The following is a 24,989-nucleotide window of genomic DNA, read 5'->3' on the forward strand; positions in this document are numbered from 1 at the left end:
TGTGCAGAGCACCAGCTATCGGACCTTCAAGCCGCTTAAGTCGCGGCTGCACGCCGGCGCCCGACAAATACCAAACAGCCGCGTCGCTCGGGCGACGCTGCATTTGGTTTTCTGATGAGCACGGCGTGCAGCCGCGCGTCGGACGGCCCACGGATCCGATGGATGGCGCTCGTGACAAGTCAGACGCGAGAGCGCAGCGGCTCGCTTCTTGTCGCAGCGCCAGTGGATGTTTTCGCGCGCCGCTCATGGCGGCGCCGCGATGGTGTGCGGTTCAGCGCCTCTTCTTTGGTGACTTTCTTCTCGCGCCGCAGAAGAAAGTTACCCGGCCGCCGGGACGGACTCCCGGCAATGCACCGAACAAAGAGAACAACCGCAAATGCCACAAAGAAAAACGGGGCCGAAGCCCCGTTCCCATTCAACCAACCAAACCGCTTACCACTGCAGCTTCAGCGTGTACGAGCCCGTGCCGCTGTAGCGCAGCACCTGCACATACAGCGTCACCGAGCCCGAGCCGCCATTGGCGTAGCTCGCGCTGTCGACCTGCCCCGCCGCCTTCTCGCTGCTGGCCAGCGTCGTGCCGGAGCTGTTCTTGACGTAGAGGTCGAAGTCGTTACTGCTGCTGCCCATGGTCAGCGTCGCGGCCAGCGTCTTGCCGGCCGGCAGCGTCACCTTGAAGTAGTCGGTGTCGCTGGTCGAGCCGATGGTGCCGGCCACGTTGGCCGGTGCCGAGACGGTGTTGGCCGCCGAGATCGAGCCGTTGGACTCGGTCTCGTTGACCGTCGGCAGGCCGCCCGTGCCCGTGATGGCCGCCACCGCAGCCGCCGCATCCAGGATGCCGGCGCCGCATTGCGAGCAGCTGCCCGGGAAGGCTCGCGCGCTGCTGATCAGCGCGGCCTTGATCTGGTCGGGCGTGGCGGTCGGCTTGGCGCTCATCATCAGCGCGACGACACCGGCCACATGGGGCGTGGCCATCGACGTGCCCTGGTAGTAGGCATAGCTGTCCGAACCCGGCGCCTTGGTGCCGGCGTTCAGCGTGCTGAGGATGCCGTTGCTGCTGCTGGAGCGCACATCACCACCGGGCGCCGCCAGCGTCACGATGGAGCCGTAGTTCGAGTAGTAGGCGCGAGCACCATTGCGATCCGTGGCTGCCACGGCAACCACGCCGGAGCAGTTCGCCGGGTTGGAGTTGCTGGCGTTCTGGTTCTCGTTGCCGGCTGCGACGATGACGCTCGTGCCGCGCGAACGGGCGCTGTTGATGGCATTCTGCGAGGTCGTGTCGCAGGCGCCGCCGCCGCCCAAGGACATGTTGATGACCTTGGCCGGCGTCGCGTTGGCGGGCAGCCCCGAGACGCTGCCGCCCGAGGCCCAGACCATGCCGTCGGCGATGTCGGAGGTGTAGCCGCCGCACTTGCCCAGCACGCGCACGGGTTGCACCTTGGCGTTGAAGGCGATGCCCGCGACGCCGGTGGCGTTGTTGGTCTTGGCCGCAATGGTGCCGGCCACGTGAGTGCCGTGCCAACTGGAGTTGCTGGCCGGCTCGCCGGTGCCGCACTCGCCCGCGGCGGTCCAGTCGCCCGGGTCGCTCGGGTCGCTGTCACGGCCACTGCCGTCGTTGGAGACGGCCGTGTCGTTGATCATGTCGTAGCCGGCGACGATCTGGCCCGACAGGTCGGCATGCGGGCGGTAGCCGGTGTCGATGACGGCCACGACGACGCCCGAGCCGGTGGACAGGTCCCAGGCCGCCGGGGCGCGGATGCCGCCGGTCGTCTCGTACAGGTCCCACTGCGAGCTGTAGCTCGTGTCGTTGGGCGTGAACATCGGGTACATCTTGCGGTCGGGTTCCGCGTAGGCGATGTTGGGGTCGGCGGCCTTGAGCTGGTTGGCCAGGCTCAGCATTTCGCCGTGCGAGAGCGCCTTGTCGAGCTTGTAGATGTGGGCGCCAGTGCCCATCTGGCGCAGCACGCGGGCCTTGGCGCCGCGCAGGGCCAGTGCCGAGTTCACGACATTCAGGCGAGCTTCCAGTGCGTTGGTAGCGATGCCGACGGCGCGCAGTACGGTGGCGTCCTGGGCATCAACCTGGGAGGCGTCGCGGTAGCTGACGATGAGGCGGTCAGTACTGCTCGCACGCACCAGGCTGGCAACGCCCACGTCGACCTGGGTGTTGGATACGCCAGCCTGGCTGGCACCCGCCGTCAGCAGGCCACAGGCCAGTGCGAGCAGGGTTCTCTTGTTGGCAAAAGCAAAACTCATTTGTGGTGGTTCCGGAAAAGTCACCGTGGCGGACGGCGCACCGGCTCGGCCCGCGGGATCTCCACGAGGAGCACCACTGTGTTCAGCTCGCCGGCAGGACTCAACCCAACAACAAAACCGTCCTGGCCGACATGGCGCATCCGAAGCGGGCCGCAGTGTGTCCGTGGCGCGAAGGCAGCCTTGTCACCAGCCGCAGTGACGGAAGTAACCCTAGCGGGCAATCACGGATGACAGCGCCCGTGACCAATGGCATGCGCACGCTCGAGCGAGCGAAACAAGCCGGCTGCAATTCGGTCGCGGTTTTCAGCGGGTCGTCGCATGGCACTGGCAACTCATCGCTTGCGGCTTGGGGCCGCTCATTCACGCGCCTAGCCTGAACACAGGTCGACGCGTTTTGCGGCGCCCGCCCCCCCACCAAGAACCCACAGGAGCTCGTCATGTCCAACCGCTATTCGATTGCCCAGCGCACCCCTTTGCTCAACAGCCTGTTTGCCGGCGTCGCCTGTGCAGTCGCGCTGACCCTGACTGCAGGCCCCGCGCTGGCCGCCCCAGGGGATCTGGAGCGCGTCGAAGTCAGCGGCCGTGTCGTCGAGGCGCCCGTGCGCTACGACATTCACGACGCCTGCGCCAGCCTCGACCGCCAACTGCAGGACGCGCTGCAGACCACCTGGGAGAACGAGCGCCGTGTCGGCCAAGTGAAGGTGCAGATCGTCATCGACGGCGGTGAAGTCACTGCTGTCAGGACCGACGGCATCTCCAACCGCATCGAGCGCACCGTGCGCAACGCGGCCAACATGTTGGAGTGCGGCCCGCAGAAGACGGCCGGCGCGCAGATCTATCGTTTCCGCGTCGACTTCATCGATCCCGACGACCGCAACAACCAGCAGGTCGCCGGCGCCGGGCGTGGCTATCGGATCGCGATGGTCAACGAGTGAAGCACGGCGGCGTCGACGCGAGCAAGCGCCAGCGGCAGGCGCTCTACCGCCGGGCCGCCCAGTTCGCGCTGGGGCATGGCCCAGATTGGCGCTGGGAAATGGCTGTCCCAGTCGAAACGCGCGACGATATGCCAGTGCAGATGAGGCACGACATTGCCGAGACTGGCGATGTTGACCTTGGTCGGCGCGAGCAAAGACCTTAAGGTCCGCTCGATCTCGGTGACAGCGTCCATGCAGGCGTGTCTATCCGTGACCGACAGGTCACTGAACTCGGCGACATGGGCGCTCCAGATGAGTCGGTAAAAGGCCGGGAAACGTTGCGCTTCGTCGCCATCGACGACGCGCACGACGCGGAACTGCGGCGTGCGAGCGACGACGAGGCCGCCGTCGCCATCACACAGCGGACACAGCACGCCGCTCACACCAGCACCCGCTCGATGCCGCCGTTGTTGGCCTTGGCCACGTACTCCGGCATCCAGTTGGGGCCGAGGATCTGGTTGGCCATCTCGACGACGATGTAGTCGGCCTCCAGCAGGCCGTTCTGCAAGTCATCACCGTAGCGGGACAGACCCTGCAGGCAACTCGGGCAGGACGTCAGGATCTTCAGGTTGTCGTTCGCGCCGACCTTGCCGCTGTCGCGCAGCTGCGTCTCGGTCTTGCGCAGTTCCTCTTCCTTGCGGAAGCGCACCTGCGTCGAGATGTCTGGCCGCGTCACGCCCAGCGTGCCGCTCTCGCCGCAGCAGCGCTCGCTCTTCACGACGTTGTCACCCACCAGCGCCTTCACCGTCTTCATCGGCTCCTGCAGCTTCATCGGCGAATGGCAGGGGTCGTGGTACAGGTAGCTGGTCTTGGACCCGAGCGTGATGCCCTTCTCCAGCAGGTACTCGTGGATGTCGATGATGCGGCAGCCCGGGAAGATGTCCTCGAACTTGTAGCCCTGCAGTTGGTCGAAGCAGGTCCCGCACGACACCACCACCGTCTTGATGTCCAAGTAGTTCAGCGTGTTGGCGACGCGGTGGAAGAGCACCCGGTTGTCGGTGATCATCTTCTCGGCCTTGTCGAACTGGCCCGAGCCGCGCTGCGGGTAGCCGCAGCACAGATAGCCGGGCGGCAGCACCGTCTGCACGCCGGCATGCCAGAGCATGGCCTGCGTGGCCAGGCCCACCTGGCTGAACAGCCGCTCCGAGCCGCAGCCAGGGAAATAGAACACCGCCTCGGTCTCGCTCGCCATCGACGGCGGGCGAATGATGGGCACGTAGTCCTTGTCCTCGATGTCCAGCAGCGCCCGCGCCGTCTTCTTGGGCAGGCCACCGGGCAGCTTCTTGTTGATGAAGTGGATGACCTGTTCCTTGATCGGCGCGGCACCCAGCGTGGCCGGCGGCGCGCTGGTCTGCTTGCGCCCCGCGAGCTTGAACAGGTCGACCGCAAAGCGCTGCGCCTTGAAGCCGATGCCCACCATGGCCGTGCGCATGAACTTGATGGTCTCGGGGTTGGTCGCGTTCAGCATGAACATGGCCGCCGCATTGCCCGGCCGCCAGGTCTTCTGGCCCATCTTGCGCAGCAGGTTGCGCATGTTCATCGTCACGTCGCCGAAGTCGATCTTGACCGGGCAGGGCGACAGGCACTTGTGGCAGACCGTGCAGTGGTCGGCCACGTCCTCGAACTCCTGCCAGTGCTTGATCGACACGCCGCGGCGCGTCTGCTCCTCGTACAGGAAGGCCTCGACCAGCAGCGAGGTGGCGAGGATCTTGTTGCGCGGGCTATAGAGCAGGTTGGCGCGCGGCACGTGCGTGGCGCAGACCGGCTTGCACTTGCCGCAGCGCAGACAGTCCTTGATCGAGTTGGCGATCTCGCCGATGTCGCTCTGCTGCATGATCAGCGACTCGTGCCCCATCAGGCCGAAGGACGGCGTGTAGGCATTGCGCAGGTCGGCCGGCAGGGAAGCATCCTTCAGCAGCTTCCCCTTGTTGAAGCGGCCTTCGGGGTCGACGCGCTTCTTGTAGGCCGTGAAGTTGGCGATCTCGTCGTCGGTCAGGAACTCGATCTTCGTGATGCCAATGCCATGCTCGCCGGAGATGACGCCGTCCAGCGAGCGCGCCAGCGTCATGATGCGTGCCACGGCCGCGTGGGCCGTCTGCAGCATCTCGTAGTTGTCGCTGTTGACGGGGATGTTGGTGTGCACATTGCCGTCGCCGGCATGCATGTGCAGGGCCACCCAGACGCGGCCGCGCAGCACCTCCTTGTGGATGCGCTTGAGCTCGGCAATCAGCGGCTCGAAGGCCGCGCCGTTGAAGAGGGCCTGCAGGGGCTTGAGGATCTGCGTCTTCCACGATGCGCGCAGCTCGTGCGTCTGCAGGCCCTCGAAGAAGCCGCTGTCCAGGCCATCCAGCCATTGCTGCCACAGGTCGCCCACTTCGCGCAGCAAGGCCAGCGCCTGCTGCACCCGGTCTTCCAGCAGCTCCGCGCTCGGGATGTCACCCGCGTCGTCGCTCTTGCCCAGCGGCAGCTTGCCCGTCAGGAACAAGGCTTGCAGCGCCGTTACCAGCGCCAGCTTGTTGCGCAGGCTCAGCTCGATGTTGATGCGCTCGATGCCCAGCGTGTACTCGCCCATGCGGTGCAGCGGGATGACGACGTCCTCGTTCACCTTGAACGCGTTGGTGTGCTTGCTGATGGCCGCCGTTCGCTTGCGGTCCAGCCAGAACTTCTTGCGCGCGTCGGCGCTGACGGCAACGAAGCCCTCGCCCGAGCGGCCATTGGCCAGGCGCACGACCTCGCTCGTCGCACGCGCCACCGCGTCTGCATCGTCGCCAACGATGTCGCCCACCAGCACCATCTTGGGCAAGCCGCCGCGCTTGCTCTTGGTGGCGTAGCCCACTGCCTTCAGATAGCGGTCGTCCAAATGCTCCAGGCCCGCCAGCAGCACACCCGTGTCGGCAATCGAGAACATGTAGTCCTTGATGTCGACGATGCTGGGCACGCAGTCCTTGGGGTTGCCGAAGAACTCCAGGCAGACGGTGCGCACGTGCGCCGGCATGCGGTGCACGATCCAGCGCGCGCTGGTGATGAGGCCGTCGCAGCCTTCCTTCTGGATACCCGGCAGGCCGGCGAGGAACTTGTCCGTCACGTCCTTGCCCAGGCCCTCCTTGCGGAAGACGCGGCCGGGGATGTCCAGGCGCTCGGTCTTTTCCAGCTTGGTGCCCGACGCGTCGAAGTAACGCAGCTCGAAGCTGGCTAGTTCCACGTCATGGATCTTGCCGAGGTTGTGGTTGAGGCGGATGACCTCCAGCCACTTGGCCTCGGGCGTCACCATCTTCCAGCTGGCCAGGTTGTCCAGCGCCGTGCCCCACAGCACGGCCTTCTTGCCGCCGGCGTTCATGGCCACGTTGCCGCCGATGCAGCTGGCCTCGGCGCTGGTCGGGTCCACCGCAAAGACGAAGCCGTTCGCCTCGGCCATGTCCGCCACACGCTGCGTGACGACACCGGCCTCGCTGAAGATGGTCGGCACCTCGCGGTCCAGGCCGGGCAAACGCAGCATCTCGACGCCGCGCAGCGCTTCCAGCTTTTCGGTGTTGATGACGGCGCTGTTCCACACCAGCGGAATCGCGCCGCCCGTGTAGCCCGTGCCACCGCCTCGCGGAATCACGGTCAGCCCCAGCTCGAAGCAGGCGCCCACGAGGCCGGCCATCTCGGCCTCGGTGTCGGGCGTCAGCACGACGAAGGGGTACTCGACGCGCCAGTCGGTCGCGTCCGTCACGTGGGACACGCGCGACAGGCCGTCGAACTTGATGTTGTCCTTGGCGGTGTGCTTGGCGAGCTTCTTGGCCGAGCGCTTGCGCAGTTCAGCAACGCGCTCAAACATCAGTGCGAACTCGGCCACTGCACCACGCGCCGCCTTCAGCAGCTCACCGACCGACGCGTCGCGTTGCGCATCGGCAGCGGCGTCACGGCGCTTCTCCACCTCGCCCAGGCGATGGTGCAGGGCCTCGATCAGCTGGCCACGGCGGCGAGGGTTGTCCAGCAGGTCGTCCTGCAGATACGGGTTGCGCTGCACCACCCAGATGTCGCCCAGCACCTCGTACAACATGCGCGCGGAGCGGCCCGTGCGACGCTCTAACCGCAACTGGTCCAGCAGCTCCCAGGCCCGGGAGCCCAGCAGGCGGATGACGATCTCGCGGTCGGAGAACGACGTGTAGTTGTAGGGAATCTCGCGCAACCGGGGGGCTGCGCTCTCAGCCGCTTCAGCGGTGGGCATCAGGGGATGCGGAGCGTTCATGGCAACCGGCGTGACCGGAAAAGTAGCCTTCGCAGGCTGGTTCGGGCGGGCAGCGGCTCGGGTCGGCAGCAGGGCGGGCAAGGACTACCCGGCTTGTGGCCACGGCCCCTCGCGGCAAGGGTTGGAATCCTAACCGAGGGGGGTTGCCCCCAGGGCGCCACCGTGTTTGCCCGCCATTCGTCGCTCATCAAGCGGCGCTATGCTGGCCCGCAAAACACCGCATGGAGACACTGCAATGAAGTCGTTCGCCTATGTCATGGCGCTGGGCGCTGCCCTGGGCCTGGCCAGCCCGGCCCAGGCCCAGACCGAGATCCAGTGGTGGCACGCCATGGGCGGCGCGCGCGGTGAATGGGTCAACGACCTGGCCAAAGACTTCAACGCCAGCCAGAAGGACTACAAGGTCATCCCCACCTTCAAGGGCACCTACGACGAGTCCATGCCCGCGGCCATCGCCGCCTTCCGGGCCGGCAATGCACCCCACATCCTGCAGGTCTTCGAGGTCGGCACGGCCACCATGATGGCCAGCAAGGCCGCCATCAAGCCTGCAGCCGATCTCATGAAGGAAGCGGGCATCCCTTTCGACCCCAGCGCCTATGTGCCCGCGGTCGCCAGCTACTACACGGCCCCCAACGGCCAGATGCTGAGCTTCCCCTTCAACAGCTCGACGACCGTTTTCTTCTACAACAAGGATGCGCTGAAGGCCGCCGGCGTCGACAAGCCGCCCACGAGCTGGCCCGAGGTGGCTTCGGCGGCCGCCAAGCTCAAGGCCAACGGCAGCAAGTGCCCCCTCACCACATCGTGGATGAGCTGGACGCAGCTGGAGAGCTTCTCGGCCTGGCACAACGTCGAGTTCGCCACCAAGAACAACGGCTTCGGCGGCCTGGACGCACGCCTGGCCTTCAACACGCCGCTGCACCTGCGCCACATCGAGAACCTGGCCAACATGTCCAAGCAAGGGCTCTTCGTCTACAAAGGCCGCGGCAATACGTCCGACGCCACCTTCGTGTCGGGCGAGTGCGCCATGACCACGGCCTCGTCCAGCATCTACGGCGACATCAAGAAGAACGCCAAGTTCGCCTTCGGCATCACCGCCCTGCCCTACTACCCGGACGTGCCCGGCGCACCGCAGAACACCGTCATCGGCGGCGCCAGCCTCTGGGTGATGGCAGGCAAGAAGCCGGCCGAGTACAAGGGCGTGGCCAAGTTCTTCGAGTACCTGGCGCGGGCCGATGTCGCCTCCGAAAGCCACAAGCGCACCGGCTACCTGCCGGCCACCAAGGCGGCCTTTGTTGCTACCGAGGCCAGCGGCTTCTACAAGGCCAACCCGGGCAGCGACGTGGCCGTCAACCAGATGATCCGTAAGACCACCGACAAGTCGCGTGGCGTGCGCCTGGGCAACCACCCGCAGATCCGCACCATCGTCGATGAGGAATTCGAGCTGATCTGGGCCGGCAAGAAGACCGCGAAGGAAGGTATCGATGCCGCCATTCAGCGCGGCAACGAGCAGCTCGAAAAATTCGCTAGAACGGCCAAGCTCTGAACTGAGATGAGGCCCCCACGCTCGCCATGCTCGCTGCCCCCCGAGGGGGCGCCAGTGCCCTCCGGACGGCCGAGCGGGCACTGACATGGCGCAAGAAAAACGCGTCGTCTTCCGCTCCCGCTGGCTGCCGTGGCTGCTGCTGGCGCCGCAGGCGGCGGTCATCGGCGTGTTCTTCTTCTGGCCGGCGGCCCAGGCGCTGCTGCAGTCGCTGCAGCAGCAGGATGCCTTCGGCCTGTCAACCGAATGGGTTGGCCTGGACAACTTCAAGGCGCTGTGGGCCGACGCGAGCTATCTCGACTCGTTCAAGACCACGGCGGTTTTCTCCTTGCTGGTGGCGGTGCTGGGCCTGTCGATCTCGCTGCTGCTGGCCGTCATGGCCAACCGCGTGGTGCGCGGCGCCGGTATCTACAAGACGCTGCTGATCTGGCCCTACGCCGTGGCGCCGGCCATCGCAGGCATCCTGTGGCTCTTCATGTTCGCGCCGTCCATCGGCATCGTGGCGTACTGGTTGCGCGCCCTGGGCTACGACTGGAACCACCTGCTCAACTCCGATCACGCCATGACCCTCATCGTGATGGCAGCAGTCTGGAAGCAGATCTCCTACAACTTCCTGTTCTTCCTGGCCGGCCTGCAGTCCATTCCGCGCTCGCTGATCGAGGCGGCGGCCATCGACGGCGCCAGCCCCTGGCGGCGCTTCTGGGACGTGACCTTCCCGCTGCTCTCGCCCACCAGCTTCTTCCTGTTGGTGATCAACATCGTCTACGCCTTCTTCGACACCTTCGGCATCGTCGACGCCGCCACGCAAGGCGGCCCCGGCAAGGAGACGGCCATCCTGGTCTACAAGGTCTATCACGACGGCTTCAAGGCCCTGGACCTGGGCGGCTCGGCGGCGCAGAGCGTGGTGCTGATGGTCATCGTCGTCAGCCTGACCATCCTGCAGTTCCGCTTCGTCGAGAAGAAAGTGAACTACTGATGGTCGAAAGAAAACCCTGGCTGGACTGGCTGGCCCACGCCATCCTGCTGCTGGGCGTGGCGGTGGTGGCCTTTCCGCTCTACGTGACCTTCATCGCCGCTTCGCAGACGTCTGAGGCCATCTTGCATGCGCCCATGCCGCTGGTGCCGGGCGGGCATCTGATCGACAACATGGCCACGGCCCTGGGCGGCGGCACCGGTTCGGGCTCCAGCGCGCCGGTGGCCCGCATGATGTGGGTGAGCTTCGTGACGGCCATGGTGATTGCCGTCGGCAAGATCGCCATCTCGCTGCTGTCGGCCTTTGCCATCGTCTACTTCCGCTTCCCGCTGCGGCAGCTGTTCTTCTGGGCCATCTTCGTGACGCTGATGCTGCCGGTGGAAGTGCGCATCGGGCCCACCTACCAGGTGGTGGCCGACCTGCACATGCTCAACAGCTATGCCGGCCTGACCGTGCCGCTGATTGCGTCGGCCACGGCCACCTTTTTGTTCCGCCAGTTTTTCTTGACGGTGCCCGACGAGTTGGTGGAAGCCTCGCGCATCGACGGCGCCTCGCCGCTGCGCTTCTTCAAGGACGTGCTGCTGCCGCTGTCCACCACCAGCATCGCCGCCCTCTTCGTCATCCAGTTCATCTACGGCTGGAACCAGTACCTCTGGCCGCTGCTGGTGACCACCGACGAGTCCATGTACCCCGTGGTCATCGGCATCAAACGCATGATCAGCGGCGGCGAGGCGGCCAACGACTGGAACCTCGTCATGGCCACGGCCCTGCTCGCCATGATCCCGCCGGCCCTCGTCGTGATCCTGATGCAGCGCTGGTTCGTCAAAGGTTTGGTAGATACAGAGAAATAGGACTTCGGGGACAGACCTGGTCGGGTACTCCCGGGCAGCTCTGTCCTCGACTGACCCAGGGAATTTATGGCTGCCATCTCCATCCGCAAACTCTTCAAACGCTATGGCCACGGCGCCAAGGCGGTGCAGGTCATCCACGGCGTGGACGCCGAGGTCCACGACGGCGAGTTCGTCGTCATCGTCGGCCCCTCGGGCTGCGGCAAGTCCACGCTGCTGCGCATGGTGGCGGGGTTGGAGGAGGTCAGCGAGGGCGAGATCGCCATCGGCTCTCGGGTCGTCAACAACGTCGAGCCGGCGGACCGTGACATCGCCATGGTGTTCCAGAACTACGCCCTCTACCCGCACATGAGCGTCGGCCAGAACATGGCCTACGGCCTCAAGCTGCGCAAGATGCCCAAAGCCGAGATCGACGAGCGCGTGCAGCGTGCCGCCAAGATCCTGGAGCTGAGCCATCTGCTGGAACGCAAGCCGCGCGAACTGTCCGGCGGCCAGCGCCAGCGCGTGGCCATGGGCCGCGCCATCGTGCGCGACCCGCAGGTCTTCTTGTTCGACGAGCCGCTGTCCAACCTCGACGCCAAGCTGCGCGTGCAGACACGGCTGGAGATTCAGAAACTGCACCGCGAGCTGGGCGTCACCTCGCTGTTCGTCACCCACGACCAGGTCGAGGCCATGACGCTGGCGCAGCGCATCATCGTCATGAACGGCGGCCGCATCGAGCAGATGGGCACGCCCGAGGAGGTCTACGGCCAGCCGGCCTCGACCTTCGTCGCCAGCTTCATCGGCTCGCCGGCCATGAACCTGCTGCCGGGCCGACAGCACGGCGGGCAGTTCTACATCGACGGCGCCGAGCTCGACGTGCCGCCGGGCGTGGAAGGCGAACTCACGCTGGGCCTGCGCCCCGAGCATGCGCACCTGGCCGACCGGGGCTGGCCCCTGCGCGTGGAGATGATCGAGATGCTGGGCGCCGAGCGCCTGGTCTATGGCAAGCTGGGCGCCTGCACGCCCTTCACGCTGCGCCTGGACGCCACCCTGCCCCCACCGCAGCCGGGCGACTGGCTGCACCTGGCCTTCAGCCCCGTGCACCTGCACCGCTTCGACGCCAAGACGGGACAAAGGCTGTGAAGACGCATTGGCCCTATCCGCTGTGGCTGGCCCATCGAGGCGCCGGCAAGCTGGCGCCGGAGAACACGCTGGCGGCCTTCCGCATGGGCGCAGGCTTTGGCTTTCGTGCGTTTGAGTGCGACGTCAAGCTCAGCCAGGACGGCCAGGCCTTCCTGCTGCACGACGACACGCTGGACCGCACGACCAGCGGCCAGGGCTCGCCGGCTTCAGCAGACTGGGCGCAGCTGGCCGGGCTCGACGCCGGCAGCTGGCACAGCCCACCCTTCGCCGCCGAACCGCTGCCGCGCTTCGCCCAGATCGCCGCCTTCTGCCAGGCCAACGGCTGCGCGCTGAACATCGAGATCAAGCCCTGCCCCGGCGAGGAGGCCCGCACCGGCGCGGCCGTCGCCCGCGAGGCCGCTCGGCTGTGGGCTGGCGCGCTGCCACCGCTGTTGAGTAGCTTCAAGCCTGAAGCCATCGCTGCAGCCCGCGACGTCGAGCCCGCCTTGCCACGCGCGTTGCTGCTGGACAAGCTGTGGGACGGCTGGCCCGAGGCCGCCGAGGCGCTGGGCGTCGTCGCAGTCATCACGAACTACCGACTGATGGACCGCGCGCTGATCGAGCGCCTGCATGCCAGGGGCTGGCGGGCGCTGGTCTACACGGTCAACGACGCGGCGACTGCCGAGCGACTCATTGCCGACGGCATCGACGGGATCATCACGGACGCCGTTCACGAACTCGGACCTCAATGAACTCGCCCCTGCTCAAGGCCCTTTTCACCGTGGCCCTTGGGTTGCTCGCTGCGATGGCCCGTGCCGCCGCACCCAACTGCGAAACCGATCCGCAGCTGCAGCTCGACCGCATCACCGAACGGGTCATCCTCATCGGCGAGACCCATGGCAACGAGCAATCGCCGGCCTTCGTGGCCCGGCTGGTCTGCGGCCTGCTGGCACTTGATCGCCCCATCATCTTGGCGGTGGAACGAATCAGCCTTGAACAGCCGGCGCTGGACCGCTACCTGGCATCGGCCGGGAGCGCCGATGACGTCCGCGCACTGCTCCGCGAGGAGGACTGGGCAGCGCCCACGCAGGATGGACGCAGCAGCGTGGCGATGCTCAAGCTGCTGGAGCAGGTGCGGCGCTGGCGCCAGGCGGGGCAACCTGTCGAGCTGATCGCCATGGTGCAGCCCTGGAGTTCCGATGCCGCTGCCTCCGCGCCCGCCAGCGATCCCAAGCTCGTGCAGGCCCGGGAGGACCGCGGCATGGCCGACACCGTCACCGCGGCCCTCGCCCGGCATCCCGCGCACAGCGCCGTCGTGCTGGCCGGCAGCTTCCACACCGTCATCGGGTCCAAGATTCACCAGGACATCATCGGCTCGCCGTCCCTGGGCGACGTGCTCGCGACCCGCACGGCCGTCCATGTCATCGGCTTGAGCAGCGGCGCCGGTTCGTCCTGGACCTGCCGAACCAGCTGCGGCCCGAACCCGGTGCTCGCCGCCCCCTGGGATCTGCCCGATGCCCGCATCGACACCCGCGTCAGCCTCGGCGAGATCAGCGTTTCGCCGCCGGCAGCGGCGGTGCGCTGATCAACTGCGCGATGCGCGAGTAAAAGGCCACGTTGCGCGGATGCCCACAGCAACTCGTCCGTCGCGTCCTTCCGTGCGGTGAGCCCGCCAGTCCCTAACGCCTTAAGCAAGCATGACTAGGGATGGGCTTTACGGGCGAAATGCGAGAACGTCTTCCAAGTTTCAGAAAAGGCTCAAAGGAGACCTGTATGAAAAGGATGCTTGCCGTGTGCGGCTTTTTGGCAGCGAGCCTGTCGTGTCAAGCCGATATTCAAGCCACCGCCTCGTTGAGCGGCTTTCACTTCGAGCTGATCGACCTCGATTTGGGTGACGGAATTTCACCTTCCCTCACGTTAAAGACGAGTACATCAGACGCAACGATCTGGACAACCACACCCGAGGGAATAACGGATCAACTGTCCGTGCAAACCGCAGTGCCCTTTACAGGCTTCTCTCGCTCGTTGACCCGCGGGGATCAGACAGGTGAGATCGAGCTGGTGAACACGAGCCTGAACAGCCTTGGCCTGACGACTTTCGTCAATTCATCGCTGGATTCGATGGCGCCACCGCATTCGGGTACCGGCACCTACGCGTACACGGGGTGGTATCCCAGCTTCATGCTCTCAGCCAGAACTCAGCTGACCATCGTTGCAGACGCCAAGCTCGCGGCGGCGTCCACCATTCCGGTCGACCCGAGCCTTGTCAATACGGCGATGGTCAATAGTCTCCTCAGCGCGTCAACGGTTGGCCAATATGACGATGATTCATTTCAGAAATTGATAAGTGGCAATAATGGATTCTCATTCACCGGCGAGAAGACGTTGTCGGTGACCGTTTCGAACGACTCGAACGAAAGCAGAAATGTGAGTGTTTCCGCCTATATCAGCTCGACCCAGGTGCTGAATCCGGTCCCAGAACCGGCAAGCATTTCCCTGCTGATGGCCGGACTTGCGTTGGTGGGCATGATTCTGAAACGGCGCAGAGGCTGACCGCCATCATTGAGCGCAACGGCACGTCGGTCGTGTGACCAGTAAATCAACAACAATGATGCCCTCGCCGCCGAACTAGCTGACAGCCGCCTTTTCCCGGCTGCGAGAGACGAAGTTCGTTGTTCCCGCTGCCCCATACCGTCGCCTTGAACCATGCCACGCGCAAACTAGAGCAAAGGCAGCCAAGGTGAATGACCCCGGCTTCTAAACGCCAACCCGCATCCACTGTGGATGCGTCTAGCAAGTTGTTCAGGTCGATCAGAGTGTCCTTACTCCACAGGACAGCGCGACGGTCTGCGCTACGCCCTACAACATCACCCGCGCTGTTGATGTCAGAGGCGTTGAAGGCACCGAGATCGGTGACGGTGGCGCCGTCCCACAGGGCGGCGTGTGAGCCAGCATCGCCAGCGATATCGCTGTCACCCACCACCTGGCCTCGATCGTTTATCGCTCGAGCAAAGCTGTCAGTACCGCCCAGCGTACGTAAATCCGCAGCGATAGTGCCGTGCCACAAGATGGCATGCCTCGCCGCATTTTTCGTGATATCCCGCGCCCACTATTTGGCCGGAATTATTAATGCCCAAAGCGAAAGTTTCACTGCCACCCAAAGTGCCGAGAAGGGTTTTGACACCGCCATTCCACAACGTTGCATTGGATTCGGAAAAAGCAGGCAAGTACGTGTTGCCCACCACTTGGTCTGTAAACCGGGAGGGCGGCTGCTGTTTCAGTCATAGAGGGAGTCCGCGGGCGGTCGTCTCGCACCACCGGCGGCGCAGCGACCAAAGACCTACGAGCCCGCCGGTGAAGGCCAGCCAACCGCTGGGCTCCGGCACAGGCGACAGCGTCGCGCCGTTGAAGAATCCGGACCCGGTGCTCATGGTCTCTCCCGCGAAATTCTTGATGTCCGTCAGCTCGAAACGCACCGCGAACGGCGTTGACAGCGAAGCGCTGGTCTCAAAGCCGAACGTCGCCGTCACTGGATGGCTGTAATCGGTGTTGATCCAGCTCGCAGAGCCGCCCCCCGGATCCGCCGTCCACTGCAGCGTGATGACCTGGGGCACGCCGAAGTCAAGAGTGACGTCGCCCTTGGCATCCAGCAATGCGGCCCACGCTGCCACCGACCCTGGCCCGCTCGCCACGGGCGTCGCCAAGGCGTTGTCCCAGCTGAGTTGGAAGGTGACCGCGCTCAAATCGACCGCTGGCTTCGAGCCGAAGAAGAAAGTGGTGGTGGCCGTGCCTCCGGCAACAAAGCTGCCAGAGGTCATGTAGAGCATGACCTCATCGAAGTCAGCGACCGCGCGGGCAGACGGGCTGCACGTCAAGGCGGCAGCCACCAAAGCCAGGGTGGCCAGACGTGGCCGGGCAAGAGGGCGCACAGCACAAATGATTGACATGGTGGGACCTTCGGGTGAGGCGGATGAGAGCGCCTGTGCAGCATGCGCCCGCACCCCGTCGTGTCCAATCCCTATGCCGGCACGGTGACACGAGTCGGCTGCTTCGGCGGCGACGAATGCCTCTGCCTGACCTTGTCCCCCGCGCCATCGGCATCTTGCGCGCCGCTCAGACCGCCGCGCCCCCCCAAGGTCGTGCTCTGGAGGTCGACGCTGCTAGGGAAGGTCTGGCAAGTTCAGGACACGCGCGCGTAGACGCATGTGTCGCGGGGATGCCCGTCGACACCAAGCGTCTCATTGCGCAGGATGCCTTCCAGCTCGAAGCCGCAACGTTCGGCAACCGCGCGGCTCCTGACGTTGCGCGGGTCGCAGCGGATCTCGACACGGCGCGCGGACAGCACATCGAAGGCCAGGCCTGTCAGCAATCGCACGGCCTCGCTGACATGCCCCTGGCCCGCCGCCTCGGGGCGGATCCAGTAGCCGATCTCGAAGCGCCGCACCGTCCAGTCCATGCGGTGCAGGCCGGTGCCGCCCAGCAGCCGACCAGGGCTGCCATCGGCGCGGCGGGCGTAGATGTGGAAGCACAGGTCGCGTCGGGCGATGAAGTCGGCCTGCATGCGGCGCACCACCATCTCCGAGCTCTCCGCTGTCGGCGCCTCCTGGGCCCACGGCATCCAGGGGCGCAGATGCGAGATCGCCTGCGTGATGACGACGGCCAGCTCCGCGCCGACGCCGGCACGCGGCATCAGCAGCACGGTGCGCTCGCCGTCCAGGCGCTCGGGGATGTCGATCAACAGCGGATCAAGACTCATGGGCACCCTTCGCGCTGCGCGCTGTCCCGCCGGGCGGGAGCTGAGCCCCTTCGGGCGGCCGAACGGGGCTCATGCTGTCACCACTTCAACCGGCTTGGGCAGTTCGCGCACGCCGCGGATGACTGGGTGACGCCAGGCCAGGGCCGCCAGCAGGCACGCGCCTACGCCCGAGAAGGCCAGCGCCGAGCGCAGGCCCATGTGCTCGCCCAGCCAGCCACCGATCAGTGCGCCCGGCCCGGCAGGCAGCAGGATGAGCCAGCGCATCGTGCTCGTCATGCGGCCCAGCATGGGCGCCGGCGTGACGGCCTGGCGCAGCGACAGGAAGTTGATGAAGATCAGCACGGCACCGAAGCCGAAGGCGAACAGCATCACGCCAAAGCTGACCACGCCCAGATGACCCGCCGGCGCCAGCGCCAGCTGCAGCCAGCCGACACCGCAGGCCGCATAACCCAGCACCAGGCATGGCCCCGGGCCGATGCGGCGGCTGATACGGTGGCCGAAGATGCTGGCCAGCACGGTACCGGCGCCCAGCGCGACGTAGGACAGGCCGACCGTCTGCGGCGCGAGCTGCAGCTCGCGCGTTGCAAACAGGATCTGCACGACCAGGGCGGCGTTGTGGAAGAGCTGCCAGCCACCGGTGGCGGTGGCCAGGCTGATGAGCAGCTTGTGCGAGCGCACGAAAGCCAGGCCTTCCTTCAACGAGGGCCAGAAAGCGCCGCGCGTGGCAGACAACTGCTCCTGCACGCGGATGCCACGCAGGATGACTGCCGACGCGAGCAGGGCCACGGCATCCACGGCCAGGGCCAGCGGAGCGCCCAGCAGCCTGATCAGCACGCCGGCCAGGCCCGGCCCGACGACCTCGGCGCCAGAACCGGCCAAGGCGTTCTTGGCATGCGCCTCGACAAGCCGCTCGCGTGGCACCACCTGGGTCAGCACGATCTGCGCGGCGCTGCCAGCCGTCGTGTGCACGGTGCCCAATACGAAACCAACGACATACAGCCAGCCCATGCCCAGCCAACCCATCCACGCGGCCAGCGGCACCGTGGCCACCGCGAAGGCGAGCAGGGTCTCACCCGCCACATAGACCGGCAGCTTGCGCATGCGATCCAGCAGCACGCCCGAGGGCAGCGAGAACAGCACGAAGGGCAGGATCTCCATCGCCTGCAGCAGGCCCATCTGCGTGGGGCTGGCGTTGAGCAGCACCGCAGCCGTCAGCGGCAGGGCCAGCATGGTGACCTGGCCACCAAGGGAGGAGATGAGGATGGACGACCACAGCCGCCGGTAGATCGCATCGCGCAGCAGGTCGCCGGGCGCGAGGGTGAAAAACTTGGAGAACATGACGCTTGAGGCTCCGACAGGACTCGACGGGCGGGTCAGCCCCGCCGGGATGAAACGACGCGCAGGGGCGTCAGTCGAGGTCGAGCAACTTGGTCATGCGCTGCATGCTAGCAGCGCGGCCGGACGGTGTCGCGTGCCGGTGGTCACGGCTTGCGGACGACAAGCTCGGTGTAGCCCGTGGCCGAATCGAATTCGCGCGACAGCGAGCCGGTGGGCAGCGACTCAATCAGCAACTCGGCCGTCGTGCGCACCTCGCAGCCGGCACACACATGGCCGCCGAACACGCGACCCGCCGCATCGGACACGCTGGCATGCAGATGCGCGCCATCGGGCGTCAGGCTGCCGCTGAGCGTCAGGATTTCGAGCGGCCCGGCGATGGTGGTCGGCTCCGGTTCGCCAGCGAAGCGCAATTGCGCATGAACGAGGCTGCCGATGCCGGCGACGACAAAGCCGGTGCGTCCTTCCAGCGCGCCGCGCAGGTCGTCCCCGGGGTTCAGGCGCAAGACCTCCACTTCAGTAGCCCACGGCCACGCCATCGCGCCGCGGATCGCTGGCCGCCACATAGCCCTCGACGCCCGGATCACCCAGCCGCCAGATGAACTGGCCGGCGCCGAAGTCCTGGTAGCTGTCGTGGATGTCACCGATCTCATGGCCGCGCGCGCGCAGCGCCTCGATGGTCGCCGCCGGCATGTGCAGCTCGACGTTGATCGACAAACCTTCGTTGAAGCGCCAGCGCGGCGCATCGCAGGCAGCCTGCGGGTTCTGGCCGTAGCAGAGCATGCGCACCAGCGTCTGCAGATGCCCCTGCGGCTGCATGTTGCCGCCCATGACGCCGAAGCTCATCACGGGCGCGCCGTCCTTCGTCAGGAAGGCCGGGATGATGGTGTGGAAGGGCCGCTTGCCCGGTGCGACCTGGTTGGGGTGGCCGGCCTCCAGCGTGAAGCAATGGCCACGGTTCTGCAGGCTGATGCCATAGCCCGGCAGCACCAGGCCAGAGCCGAAGCCCATGTAGTTGCTCTGGATGAAGCTGACCATCATTCCGGACTCGTCGGCCGCGGTCAGATAGATGGTGCCGCCCTTGATGGGGTTGCCGGCACCGAAGGCCTGGGCGCGCTGCGGGTCGATGAGCTTGGCGCGCGAAGCAAGGTAGTCGGGATCGAGCAACTGGGCCGCGCTGACCGTCATCGCGCCGGGCTCGGCCACGTAGCGGTAGACATCGGCAAAGGCCAGCTTCATCGCCTCGATCATCAGATGCTGGGCCTCGGGGCTGTCCACCTCGTGCGCAGTCACATTGCAATGCGCCAGCAGGCCCAGCGCCATCTGTGCGGCGATGCCCTGGCCGTTGGGCGGGATCTCGTGCAACGTATGGCCCGCAAAGTCCTTCGCCAGTGGTGTAACCCACTCAGGCTGATAGCCCGCCAGGTCGGCCTCGGTCAGCGCGCCGCCGGTCTCGCCCGCAAATCGAACGAGTGCCTGCGCAATCTCGCCGCGGTAGAACGCCTCGCCCTTGGATTCGGCAATGAGCTTCAAGCTGCGCGCCGCATCATTGAAGCGGAACAGCTCGCCGACCTCGGGCGCGCGGCCGTGCGGCAGGAAGGCCCGAGCAAAGCCGGGCCGCGATGTGAGCTCGCTCAACGCCGCCGCCATCGCCCACTTGCCCTGCACGATCGGCGGCACCGCATAGCCGCGCTCGGCGATCTCGATGGCGGGTTGCATCAGATCGGCGAACGGCAGCTTGCCGAAGCGCTCGCTCAGTGCGATCCAGCCGCCCACGGCGCCAGGCACGGTCACCGAGCCCCAGCCTCTCCTTGGCATGACCTGCCCCCCAAAGAACTCCGGGGTCCACGCCGCCGGCGCTGGGCCGGATGCGTTCAGGCCATGCAGCCGCTTGCCGTCCCACAGGATGCAGAAAGCATCCGAGCCCATGCCATTGCTGCAGGGCTCGACCAGCGTCATGCAGGCCGCCGTCGCGATCGCCGCATCGACCGCGTTGCCGCCCGCCTGCAGCATGCGCAGCCCGGCCTGGGCCGCCAGCGGATGCGAGGTCGAGACGATGTTGCGCGCGAACAGCGGGCTGCGCCGGCTTGGGTAGCCAGCGCTCCAGTCGAAGTGGGATGCGGTGTTCATGCGCCCGATTCTGCCGGTGTAAGGCTTTGCAAACAGGGTCAACGATGCCGGGCGAGGCGTCGTTGTCACCCCAAGCTTGCGCAAGCCGAACCGAAATCCCCGAACCACCTTGGAGCCCTCAAGATGAACACGCTGAAGACCACGATCGCCACTGCCCTCATCACGCTCGCTTCGGGCGTGGCCCTGGCCCAGACTCCGGCTGCCACGCCGGCCACCGCTGCGACACCCGCCACGGCGGCAACACCGGCTACCAAGGCCGCACCGGCCACCGCCGCCACGCCTGCAGTCGCCGCCACGCCGGCCGATGCAGCCAGCGCTGCCAAGCACGCGCCCAAGCACCATGCGAAGAAGCACGCTGCCGCCAAGACCGGCGACATGCCTGCCAAGACCGAAACCAAGACGCAGTAAGCGCATCAGCGCTCCGCGCAAGGCCGCAGCCCGCAATGGCTGCGGCCTTTTTGTTGCCCGATCAGCGGATCGGCGCCATCTCTTTCAGTGCCTTCACCGCACCGGCGCCCATGGCCGCGCCAAAACGCTTGGCCAGGCGCTCAGCGACGTTCTCGCGCGGCGTGTAGTCGATGACGTCCTCGGCCTTGACGACCTCGCGGGCCACATAGTCGAGGTTGCCGAAGTGGTCGGCCAGGCCCAGCTTGACGGCCTGCTCACCGTTCCAGAACAGGCCCGAGAAGGTCTCCTGCGTCTCCTTGAGCCGCTTGCCGCGGCCTTCGCGCACGACGGCGATGAACTGCTGATGGATCTGGTCCAGCATGGCTTGCGCGTAGGCGCGCTGCTTGGGGTTCTCCGGACTGAACGGGTCCAGCATGCCCTTGTTCTCGCCGGCGGTCAGCAAGCGGCGCTCGACGCCGACCTTGTCCATCAGCCCGGTGAAGCCAAAGCCATCCATCAGCACGCCGATGGAGCCGACGACCGAGGCCTTGTCGACATAGATCTCGTCGGCCGCTGCGGCGATGTAGTACGCGCCGGATGCACACATCTCCTCGACGACGGCATAGACCGGCTTGTCGTACTGCTTCTTCAGCCGCTTGATCTCGTCGTAGACGATGCCGGCCTGCACCGGGCTGCCACCGGGCGAGTTGATGCGCAGCACGACGGCCTGGGCCGCGTCGTCCTTGAAGGCGTCTTTCAGCGCGGCCAGCAACTGCTCGGCGCTGGCCTCGGTGTCGGCGGCGATCTCGCCACGCACCTCGACCAGGGCGGTGTGCGGCGTCGTCGACGGCGTCACGTGCTTGCCCTGCAGCCACAAGCTGTAGACCAGCAGGGCCGCGAGCAGCAACCAGAACAGCCGGAACACCGTGCGCCAGCGCCGCTCCAGCCGGCGCTCACGCAGGAAGTCGCGGGCCAGCTGGGCCAGCAGCGTCTCGTTTTGCGGCGTGAGCTGTACCGGCACGCCGACGGGCTCGGGCATCGGGGGAGGCAGGGAGTCGTCAGAGGTGCTGCTCATATCAATCTTCAAAAGCGGGCTTGGTGTCGCGGGTCGGGTGCCAGTAGACCTCGCCATCGCGCTCGGTCAGGTCGATCTTCGTCAAGCGGCCGCGGTTGCAGGGGCCCATGACGCATTGGCCGGTCGATGGTTCGTAGACGGCGCCATGGATGCTGCACATGATGAAGCGCTTGTCGCTGTCCAGGAACTCGCCTTCCTGCCAGTCCATCTCGGTGGGCACATGGGCGCAGCGGTTCAGGTAGGCGACCGCCTTGCCGTCGAAACGCAGCGCGAAGGCTCGCACCGGCTCGCGCCACTGGATGACGTCGAAGCTGACGGCCTTGCCGCGTTCCGGCAGCTCGGCCGACGCGCACAGGCGCTGCAGCGGCGCGACTTCGGGCTCAGGCATGTGCGATCAGCCAGTCGTGCAGCTCGCGCGTCGAGTGCGCAACGAAGAGCGGCTTGAACTCGGCAAAGGTCTCGTGGTCATGCGCGCCAAAGCTGACCGCGACGCAGGGCACACCGGCATTCATGGCCAATTGCAGGTCGTGCGTTGTGTCGCCGATCATCAGCGTGCGCTCGGGCTCCGTGCCGAACTCCTTCATCAGCTCCAGCAGCATCTGCGGGTGCGGCTTGGAACGCGTCTGGTCGGCTGTGCGCGTGCCGTCGAACAGATGACCCAGTTCGCTGGACGCCAGCACGCGGTCCAGGCCCGCGCGGTTCTTGCCGGTCGCCACGGCCAGCCAGTGATGCCTCGCCTTCAAGGCCTCCAGCATCTCGAGCGTGCCCTCGAACAGCGACAGCTCGTGCTCCGAGGCGAGATAGTGGTGGCGATAGCGCAGGCCCAGTTCGGGGTAGCGCTCCTCGGCCAGGCCGGGCACGGCATGCTCCAGCGCATCGCGCAGGCCCAGGCCGATGACATATTTGGCGCGCTCGAACCCGGGCTCGGGCAGACCGATGTCCACGGCGGCACGCTGGATGCAACGGGCGATCAGCGCCGTGGAGTCGAACAGGGTGCCGTCCCAGTCGAAGGCGATCAGGTCGAAGCGTTGGGGGCGGGAAATCATGAAGGGATTGTCGATGTTCGGGCTTTCGCCTTGAGACTCAGGGGCGCTCGACTTGGCGCAAGCGAGATGCATAACCGGGGATCGGCTCCAGCCGGCAAGGCTGACGGGCGCCTTCGGCGGCCGGTTCGGTGAACAGCCGGACTGCGGGCGATTCGAGTGTCACGCCGGCCTCAAGCAGGATGTCCCAGATGGCTTCGTAGCGCGCTGCCACATCGGCCGCATTGCCAGTGCAGAAGGCTTCTCTCAGCACTGCGGCGACGGGATTGCAGCTGACGGGAGAACCCTTCGGCTGATATGGCATGGTGGCGCCGCGCGCCCAGCTTGCGAAATGCGGCCTCCACGCCTCGAATTGCTCCTGATCCCCGCCTGCTTCCCAGAAGGCTGCCATGACGAAGCAGCCCTTGGCCGGCCCGGCGGCTTCGATGAGCCGGTCAAAAGCATCGAGCTGGCCTTGCTGGGTCGCCACGCCCAACAGCCAATGCGGCCCAGGCCCGCCCAGGATCATTGGCTGCTCACCGAAGTAGGACATCACCTCGGGTTCGCGCAATCGCTGCTCGATCACCGCCCACGGCAGGCCGCCAGCTGCCAATTCGTGCGCATGGCCGGCTCGCTCTTGGAGCGTCAAAGGCGCCAGGCCCCAGCGCTGCCGAAATCGCTCCACCTCGGCGTCCTCGGCACGCGCCCAGAGCTGAAGCAACCACCAACGCCGAGTTTGCATCGACGCATCCCGCAGGGACTGCTCGGCCAACCAATGGTAGAGCTCCGGATGCCGCGTACAACCGGGCCCTGCGCAAACGGCCGCGACCGCCAGAGGCATTGCGAGGCCCGACCTGCCCTGCTTGGACAAGCGCTGCCAGAAGGCCGGCATCCTCGGCTCGGCGCCCTCGACGTATTGCCCCATTGCCTCGGCCCAGGCGAATGCCTGCGATCCCGCTCGCAGGTCGCACCAAACGTCGTCGGCGGCGCCCACATCCGCCAACAGCGTGTGGCGGTGCCGGGGGCGGGCCTGCCCATTGCGCAACGGCTTCATCTCGACCGCCAGCTTCAGCCCCAACTGCTCCATCCGCTTCTGGACTGTTGCCACGCGGCGCTTGGCCAGCGCCGTCTGCGCTCTCTTGGCCGGCGACAAGTGCAGGGCCAGCTCGTTCGCCGGGCACTGCGCGGCACGCACCGCCAACTCGTTCAGGGCGACAAGGCCGTCGCGTGTCAGTCGATCGGTGCGCGCTTCGAATTGCAGGGGAATGGGCGCAGGCGGCATGATCGTCATGGCGGCCACCCACGAGCCGCCCAGAGAGGCCGCGACGATGAAGGCCGCCCGGCCCAACCGCTCAAGCGCCCGCCACAACTTCATGCGGCACCGTCCACCAGGCTTCGGCAATCGGCAGGCAATGGCGCCTCGCAGGTCACCGTCTCCCCCGTCGCCGGATGCTGGAACTGCAGCTTTCGCGCATGCAAGAACATGCGGTCGAACTTGGCACGCCCGCGCGCCAGCTCGCGATTTCGCTCGAAGTCGCCGTACTTGGGGTCGCCGACGATGGCGTGACCGGCCTGCTGCAGGTGGACGCGGATCTGGTGGGTGCGGCCGGTCTTGATGGTCACGTCCAGCAGGCTGAAATGCGGCGTGCGCTGGACGACCTTCACCAGGCTGATCGACCGCTTGGCGCCTTCCTCATCCGCCTTGCCCGGCCTCACCCAGCGCTCGCCGTCGCCGCCGACGAACTTGACCAGCGGCACGTCGATGACCTTGAGCTTGGCCGGCCAGTCACCCCAGACCAGGGCGGCATAGGTCTTGCCCGTCTCGCGCTCGCGCAGCTGATCCTGCAGTGCCACCAGCGCGCTGCGCTTCTTGGCAATCATCAGCAGGCCGGAGGTTTCCTTGTCGAGGCGGTGCACCAGCTCCAGGAACTTGGCCGTCGGCCGCGAGCGGCGCAGGGCTTCGATGACGCCGTAGCTGACGCCCGAGCCGCCGTGCACCGCCACGCCGGCCGGCTTGTCGATGACGAGCAGGTGCTCATCCTCGAACACCACCGGAAACTCACGCGCCGGCGCCTCGGGCTGAGCCGGGCGCTCGGGCAGGCGCACCGGCGGGATGCGCACCTCGTCACCAATTTCCAGCCGGGTGTCGGCCTGGGCCCGGCCCTTGTTGACCCTCACTTCGCCGGCCCGGATGACGCGGTAGACGTGGGTCTTGGGCACACCCTTGAGTTCGCGCAGCAGGAAATTGTCCAGACGCTGCCCGGCGGAACCTTCGTCCACCGTGACCCGGCGCACGGCTGGTGCCGTGGCAGGGGTTTGCGTGGTGTCGGGTGGCACTTGGGCTACCCCTATAATCCTTTTCAC

The 24,989-nt window shown here is 66.3% G+C and carries 23 protein-coding genes; 9 read left to right on the top strand and 14 right to left on the bottom strand.

Translation table 11 applies throughout. The features are described from left to right. Positions 1-432: 432 nt before the first annotated feature. Positions 433-2,250 (bottom strand): S8 family peptidase, encoded by a 1,818-nt coding sequence (locus tag ACXJLH_RS17155; RefSeq protein ID WP_457445465.1) that lies wholly within the window; start codon positions 2,248-2,250, stop codon positions 433-435. Positions 2,251-2,687: 437 nt separating this feature from the next. Here ACXJLH_RS17155 and ACXJLH_RS17160 point away from each other — a divergent pair, with 437 nt between their 5' ends. After that, the gene (locus tag ACXJLH_RS17160; RefSeq protein ID WP_056204144.1) at positions 2,688-3,185 is read left to right on the top strand and encodes a hypothetical protein; all 498 of its coding nucleotides are present in this window, start codon (positions 2,688-2,690) and stop codon (positions 3,183-3,185) included. On the opposite strand, the gene ACXJLH_RS17165 is transcribed toward ACXJLH_RS17160, so the two are convergent. Together ACXJLH_RS17165 and ACXJLH_RS17170 are read right to left on the bottom strand one after the other, a co-directional pair. Beyond that, complete coding sequence (locus ACXJLH_RS17165) at positions 3,158-3,607, bottom strand: HIT family protein (RefSeq protein ID WP_457445467.1); 450 nt, start codon at positions 3,605-3,607, stop codon at positions 3,158-3,160. The two genes, ACXJLH_RS17160 and ACXJLH_RS17165, sit on opposite strands and share 28 nt — an antisense overlap. After that, positions 3,604-7,458 carry a DUF3683 domain-containing protein gene (locus ACXJLH_RS17170; protein WP_457445469.1) on the bottom strand — a complete coding sequence of 1,285 codons (3,855 nt, stop codon included), beginning with the start codon at positions 7,456-7,458 and terminating at the stop codon, positions 3,604-3,606. The genes ACXJLH_RS17165 and ACXJLH_RS17170 overlap by 4 nt, the downstream gene beginning before the upstream one ends. A gap of 235 nt (positions 7,459-7,693) precedes the next feature. On the opposite strand from ACXJLH_RS17170, the gene ugpB reads away from it, so the two are divergent. The 7 genes from ugpB (at position 7,694) to ACXJLH_RS17205 (ending at position 14,473) form a co-directional block, all read left to right on the top strand. Beyond that, complete coding sequence (gene ugpB, locus ACXJLH_RS17175) at positions 7,694-8,998, top strand: sn-glycerol-3-phosphate ABC transporter substrate-binding protein UgpB (RefSeq protein ID WP_457355592.1); 1,305 nt, start codon at positions 7,694-7,696, stop codon at positions 8,996-8,998. An 85-nt stretch (positions 8,999-9,083) separates the two neighbouring features. Further along, complete coding sequence (gene ugpA, locus ACXJLH_RS17180) at positions 9,084-9,971, top strand: sn-glycerol-3-phosphate ABC transporter permease UgpA (protein ID WP_457445471.1); 888 nt, start codon at positions 9,084-9,086, stop codon at positions 9,969-9,971. After that, entirely contained in the window at positions 9,971-10,819 is an 849-nt protein-coding gene (gene ugpE, locus ACXJLH_RS17185; RefSeq protein WP_457355596.1) for a sn-glycerol-3-phosphate ABC transporter permease UgpE, read from the top strand. The genes ugpA and ugpE overlap by 1 nt, the downstream gene beginning before the upstream one ends. A 66-nt stretch (positions 10,820-10,885) precedes the next feature. Further along, entirely contained in the window at positions 10,886-11,941 is a 1,056-nt protein-coding gene (locus tag ACXJLH_RS17190) for a sn-glycerol-3-phosphate import ATP-binding protein UgpC (protein ID WP_457445472.1), read from the top strand. Then, positions 11,938-12,672, top strand: a complete 735-nt coding sequence (ugpQ, locus tag ACXJLH_RS17195; RefSeq protein ID WP_457445474.1) for a glycerophosphodiester phosphodiesterase — start codon at positions 11,938-11,940, stop codon at positions 12,670-12,672. Before ACXJLH_RS17190 ends, ugpQ begins: the two co-directional genes overlap by 4 nt. Next, positions 12,669-13,505 carry a hypothetical protein gene (locus tag ACXJLH_RS17200; RefSeq protein WP_457445476.1) on the top strand — a complete coding sequence of 279 codons (837 nt, stop codon included), beginning with the start codon at positions 12,669-12,671 and terminating at the stop codon, positions 13,503-13,505. Before ugpQ ends, ACXJLH_RS17200 begins: the two co-directional genes overlap by 4 nt. A 188-nt stretch (positions 13,506-13,693) precedes the next feature. Next, positions 13,694-14,473, top strand: a complete 780-nt coding sequence (locus ACXJLH_RS17205) for a PEP-CTERM sorting domain-containing protein (RefSeq protein WP_457445477.1) — start codon at positions 13,694-13,696, stop codon at positions 14,471-14,473. 46 nt (positions 14,474-14,519) lie between these two features. Here the strand turns inward: ACXJLH_RS17205 and ACXJLH_RS17210 are convergent, their stop codons facing one another. From ACXJLH_RS17210 to ACXJLH_RS17235, 6 genes are all read right to left on the bottom strand, one after another. Then, positions 14,520-14,987, bottom strand: coding sequence for a hypothetical protein (locus ACXJLH_RS17210; RefSeq protein ID WP_457445479.1), 468 nt, complete (start codon positions 14,985-14,987; stop codon positions 14,520-14,522). Between the two features lie 214 nt (positions 14,988-15,201). Next, positions 15,202-15,747 (bottom strand): PEP-CTERM sorting domain-containing protein, encoded by a 546-nt coding sequence (locus tag ACXJLH_RS17215; RefSeq protein ID WP_162247868.1) that lies wholly within the window; start codon positions 15,745-15,747, stop codon positions 15,202-15,204. Positions 15,748-16,100: 353 nt separating this feature from the next. Continuing rightward, positions 16,101-16,676, bottom strand: a complete 576-nt coding sequence (locus tag ACXJLH_RS17220) for a GNAT family N-acetyltransferase (protein ID WP_457445481.1) — start codon at positions 16,674-16,676, stop codon at positions 16,101-16,103. Between the two features lie 69 nt (positions 16,677-16,745). Then, positions 16,746-18,014 (bottom strand): MFS transporter, encoded by a 1,269-nt coding sequence (locus ACXJLH_RS17225; RefSeq protein WP_457445483.1) that lies wholly within the window; start codon positions 18,012-18,014, stop codon positions 16,746-16,748. A 143-nt stretch (positions 18,015-18,157) separates the two neighbouring features. After that, positions 18,158-18,550 (bottom strand): PPC domain-containing DNA-binding protein, encoded by a 393-nt coding sequence (locus tag ACXJLH_RS17230; RefSeq protein ID WP_457445485.1) that lies wholly within the window; start codon positions 18,548-18,550, stop codon positions 18,158-18,160. Beyond that, complete coding sequence (locus tag ACXJLH_RS17235; RefSeq protein ID WP_457445487.1) at positions 18,528-20,141, bottom strand: gamma-glutamyltransferase family protein; 1,614 nt, start codon at positions 20,139-20,141, stop codon at positions 18,528-18,530. Before ACXJLH_RS17235 ends, ACXJLH_RS17230 begins: the two co-directional genes overlap by 23 nt. A gap of 123 nt (positions 20,142-20,264) precedes the next feature. On the opposite strand from ACXJLH_RS17235, the gene ACXJLH_RS17240 reads away from it, so the two are divergent. Next, a complete protein-coding gene (locus tag ACXJLH_RS17240; protein WP_082533018.1) occupies positions 20,265-20,549 on the top strand; it encodes a hypothetical protein in 285 nt (94 codons plus the stop codon). Between the two features lie 61 nt (positions 20,550-20,610). Here the strand turns inward: ACXJLH_RS17240 and sppA are convergent, their stop codons facing one another. The 5 genes from sppA to ACXJLH_RS17265 are packed head-to-tail and all read right to left on the bottom strand — an operon-like array spanning position 20,611 to position 24,989. Further along, positions 20,611-21,603, bottom strand: a complete 993-nt coding sequence (gene sppA / locus ACXJLH_RS17245; protein WP_457445489.1) for a signal peptide peptidase SppA — start codon at positions 21,601-21,603, stop codon at positions 20,611-20,613. A gap of 1 nt (position 21,604) precedes the next feature. Then, the gene (locus tag ACXJLH_RS17250; protein WP_457445491.1) at positions 21,605-21,991 is read right to left on the bottom strand and encodes a Rieske (2Fe-2S) protein; all 387 of its coding nucleotides are present in this window, start codon (positions 21,989-21,991) and stop codon (positions 21,605-21,607) included. After that, a complete protein-coding gene (locus tag ACXJLH_RS17255) occupies positions 21,984-22,649 on the bottom strand; it encodes an HAD family hydrolase (RefSeq protein ID WP_457445493.1) in 666 nt (221 codons plus the stop codon). The genes ACXJLH_RS17250 and ACXJLH_RS17255 overlap by 8 nt, the downstream gene beginning before the upstream one ends. A 37-nt stretch (positions 22,650-22,686) precedes the next feature. Next, positions 22,687-24,000 (bottom strand): hypothetical protein, encoded by a 1,314-nt coding sequence (locus ACXJLH_RS17260; protein ID WP_457445495.1) that lies wholly within the window; start codon positions 23,998-24,000, stop codon positions 22,687-22,689. Beyond that, positions 23,997-24,989 carry an RluA family pseudouridine synthase gene (locus tag ACXJLH_RS17265; RefSeq protein ID WP_457445600.1) on the bottom strand — a complete coding sequence of 331 codons (993 nt, stop codon included), beginning with the start codon at positions 24,987-24,989 and terminating at the stop codon, positions 23,997-23,999. The genes ACXJLH_RS17260 and ACXJLH_RS17265 overlap by 4 nt, the downstream gene beginning before the upstream one ends.

This window comes from Roseateles sp. P5_E4, assembly GCF_054049255.1.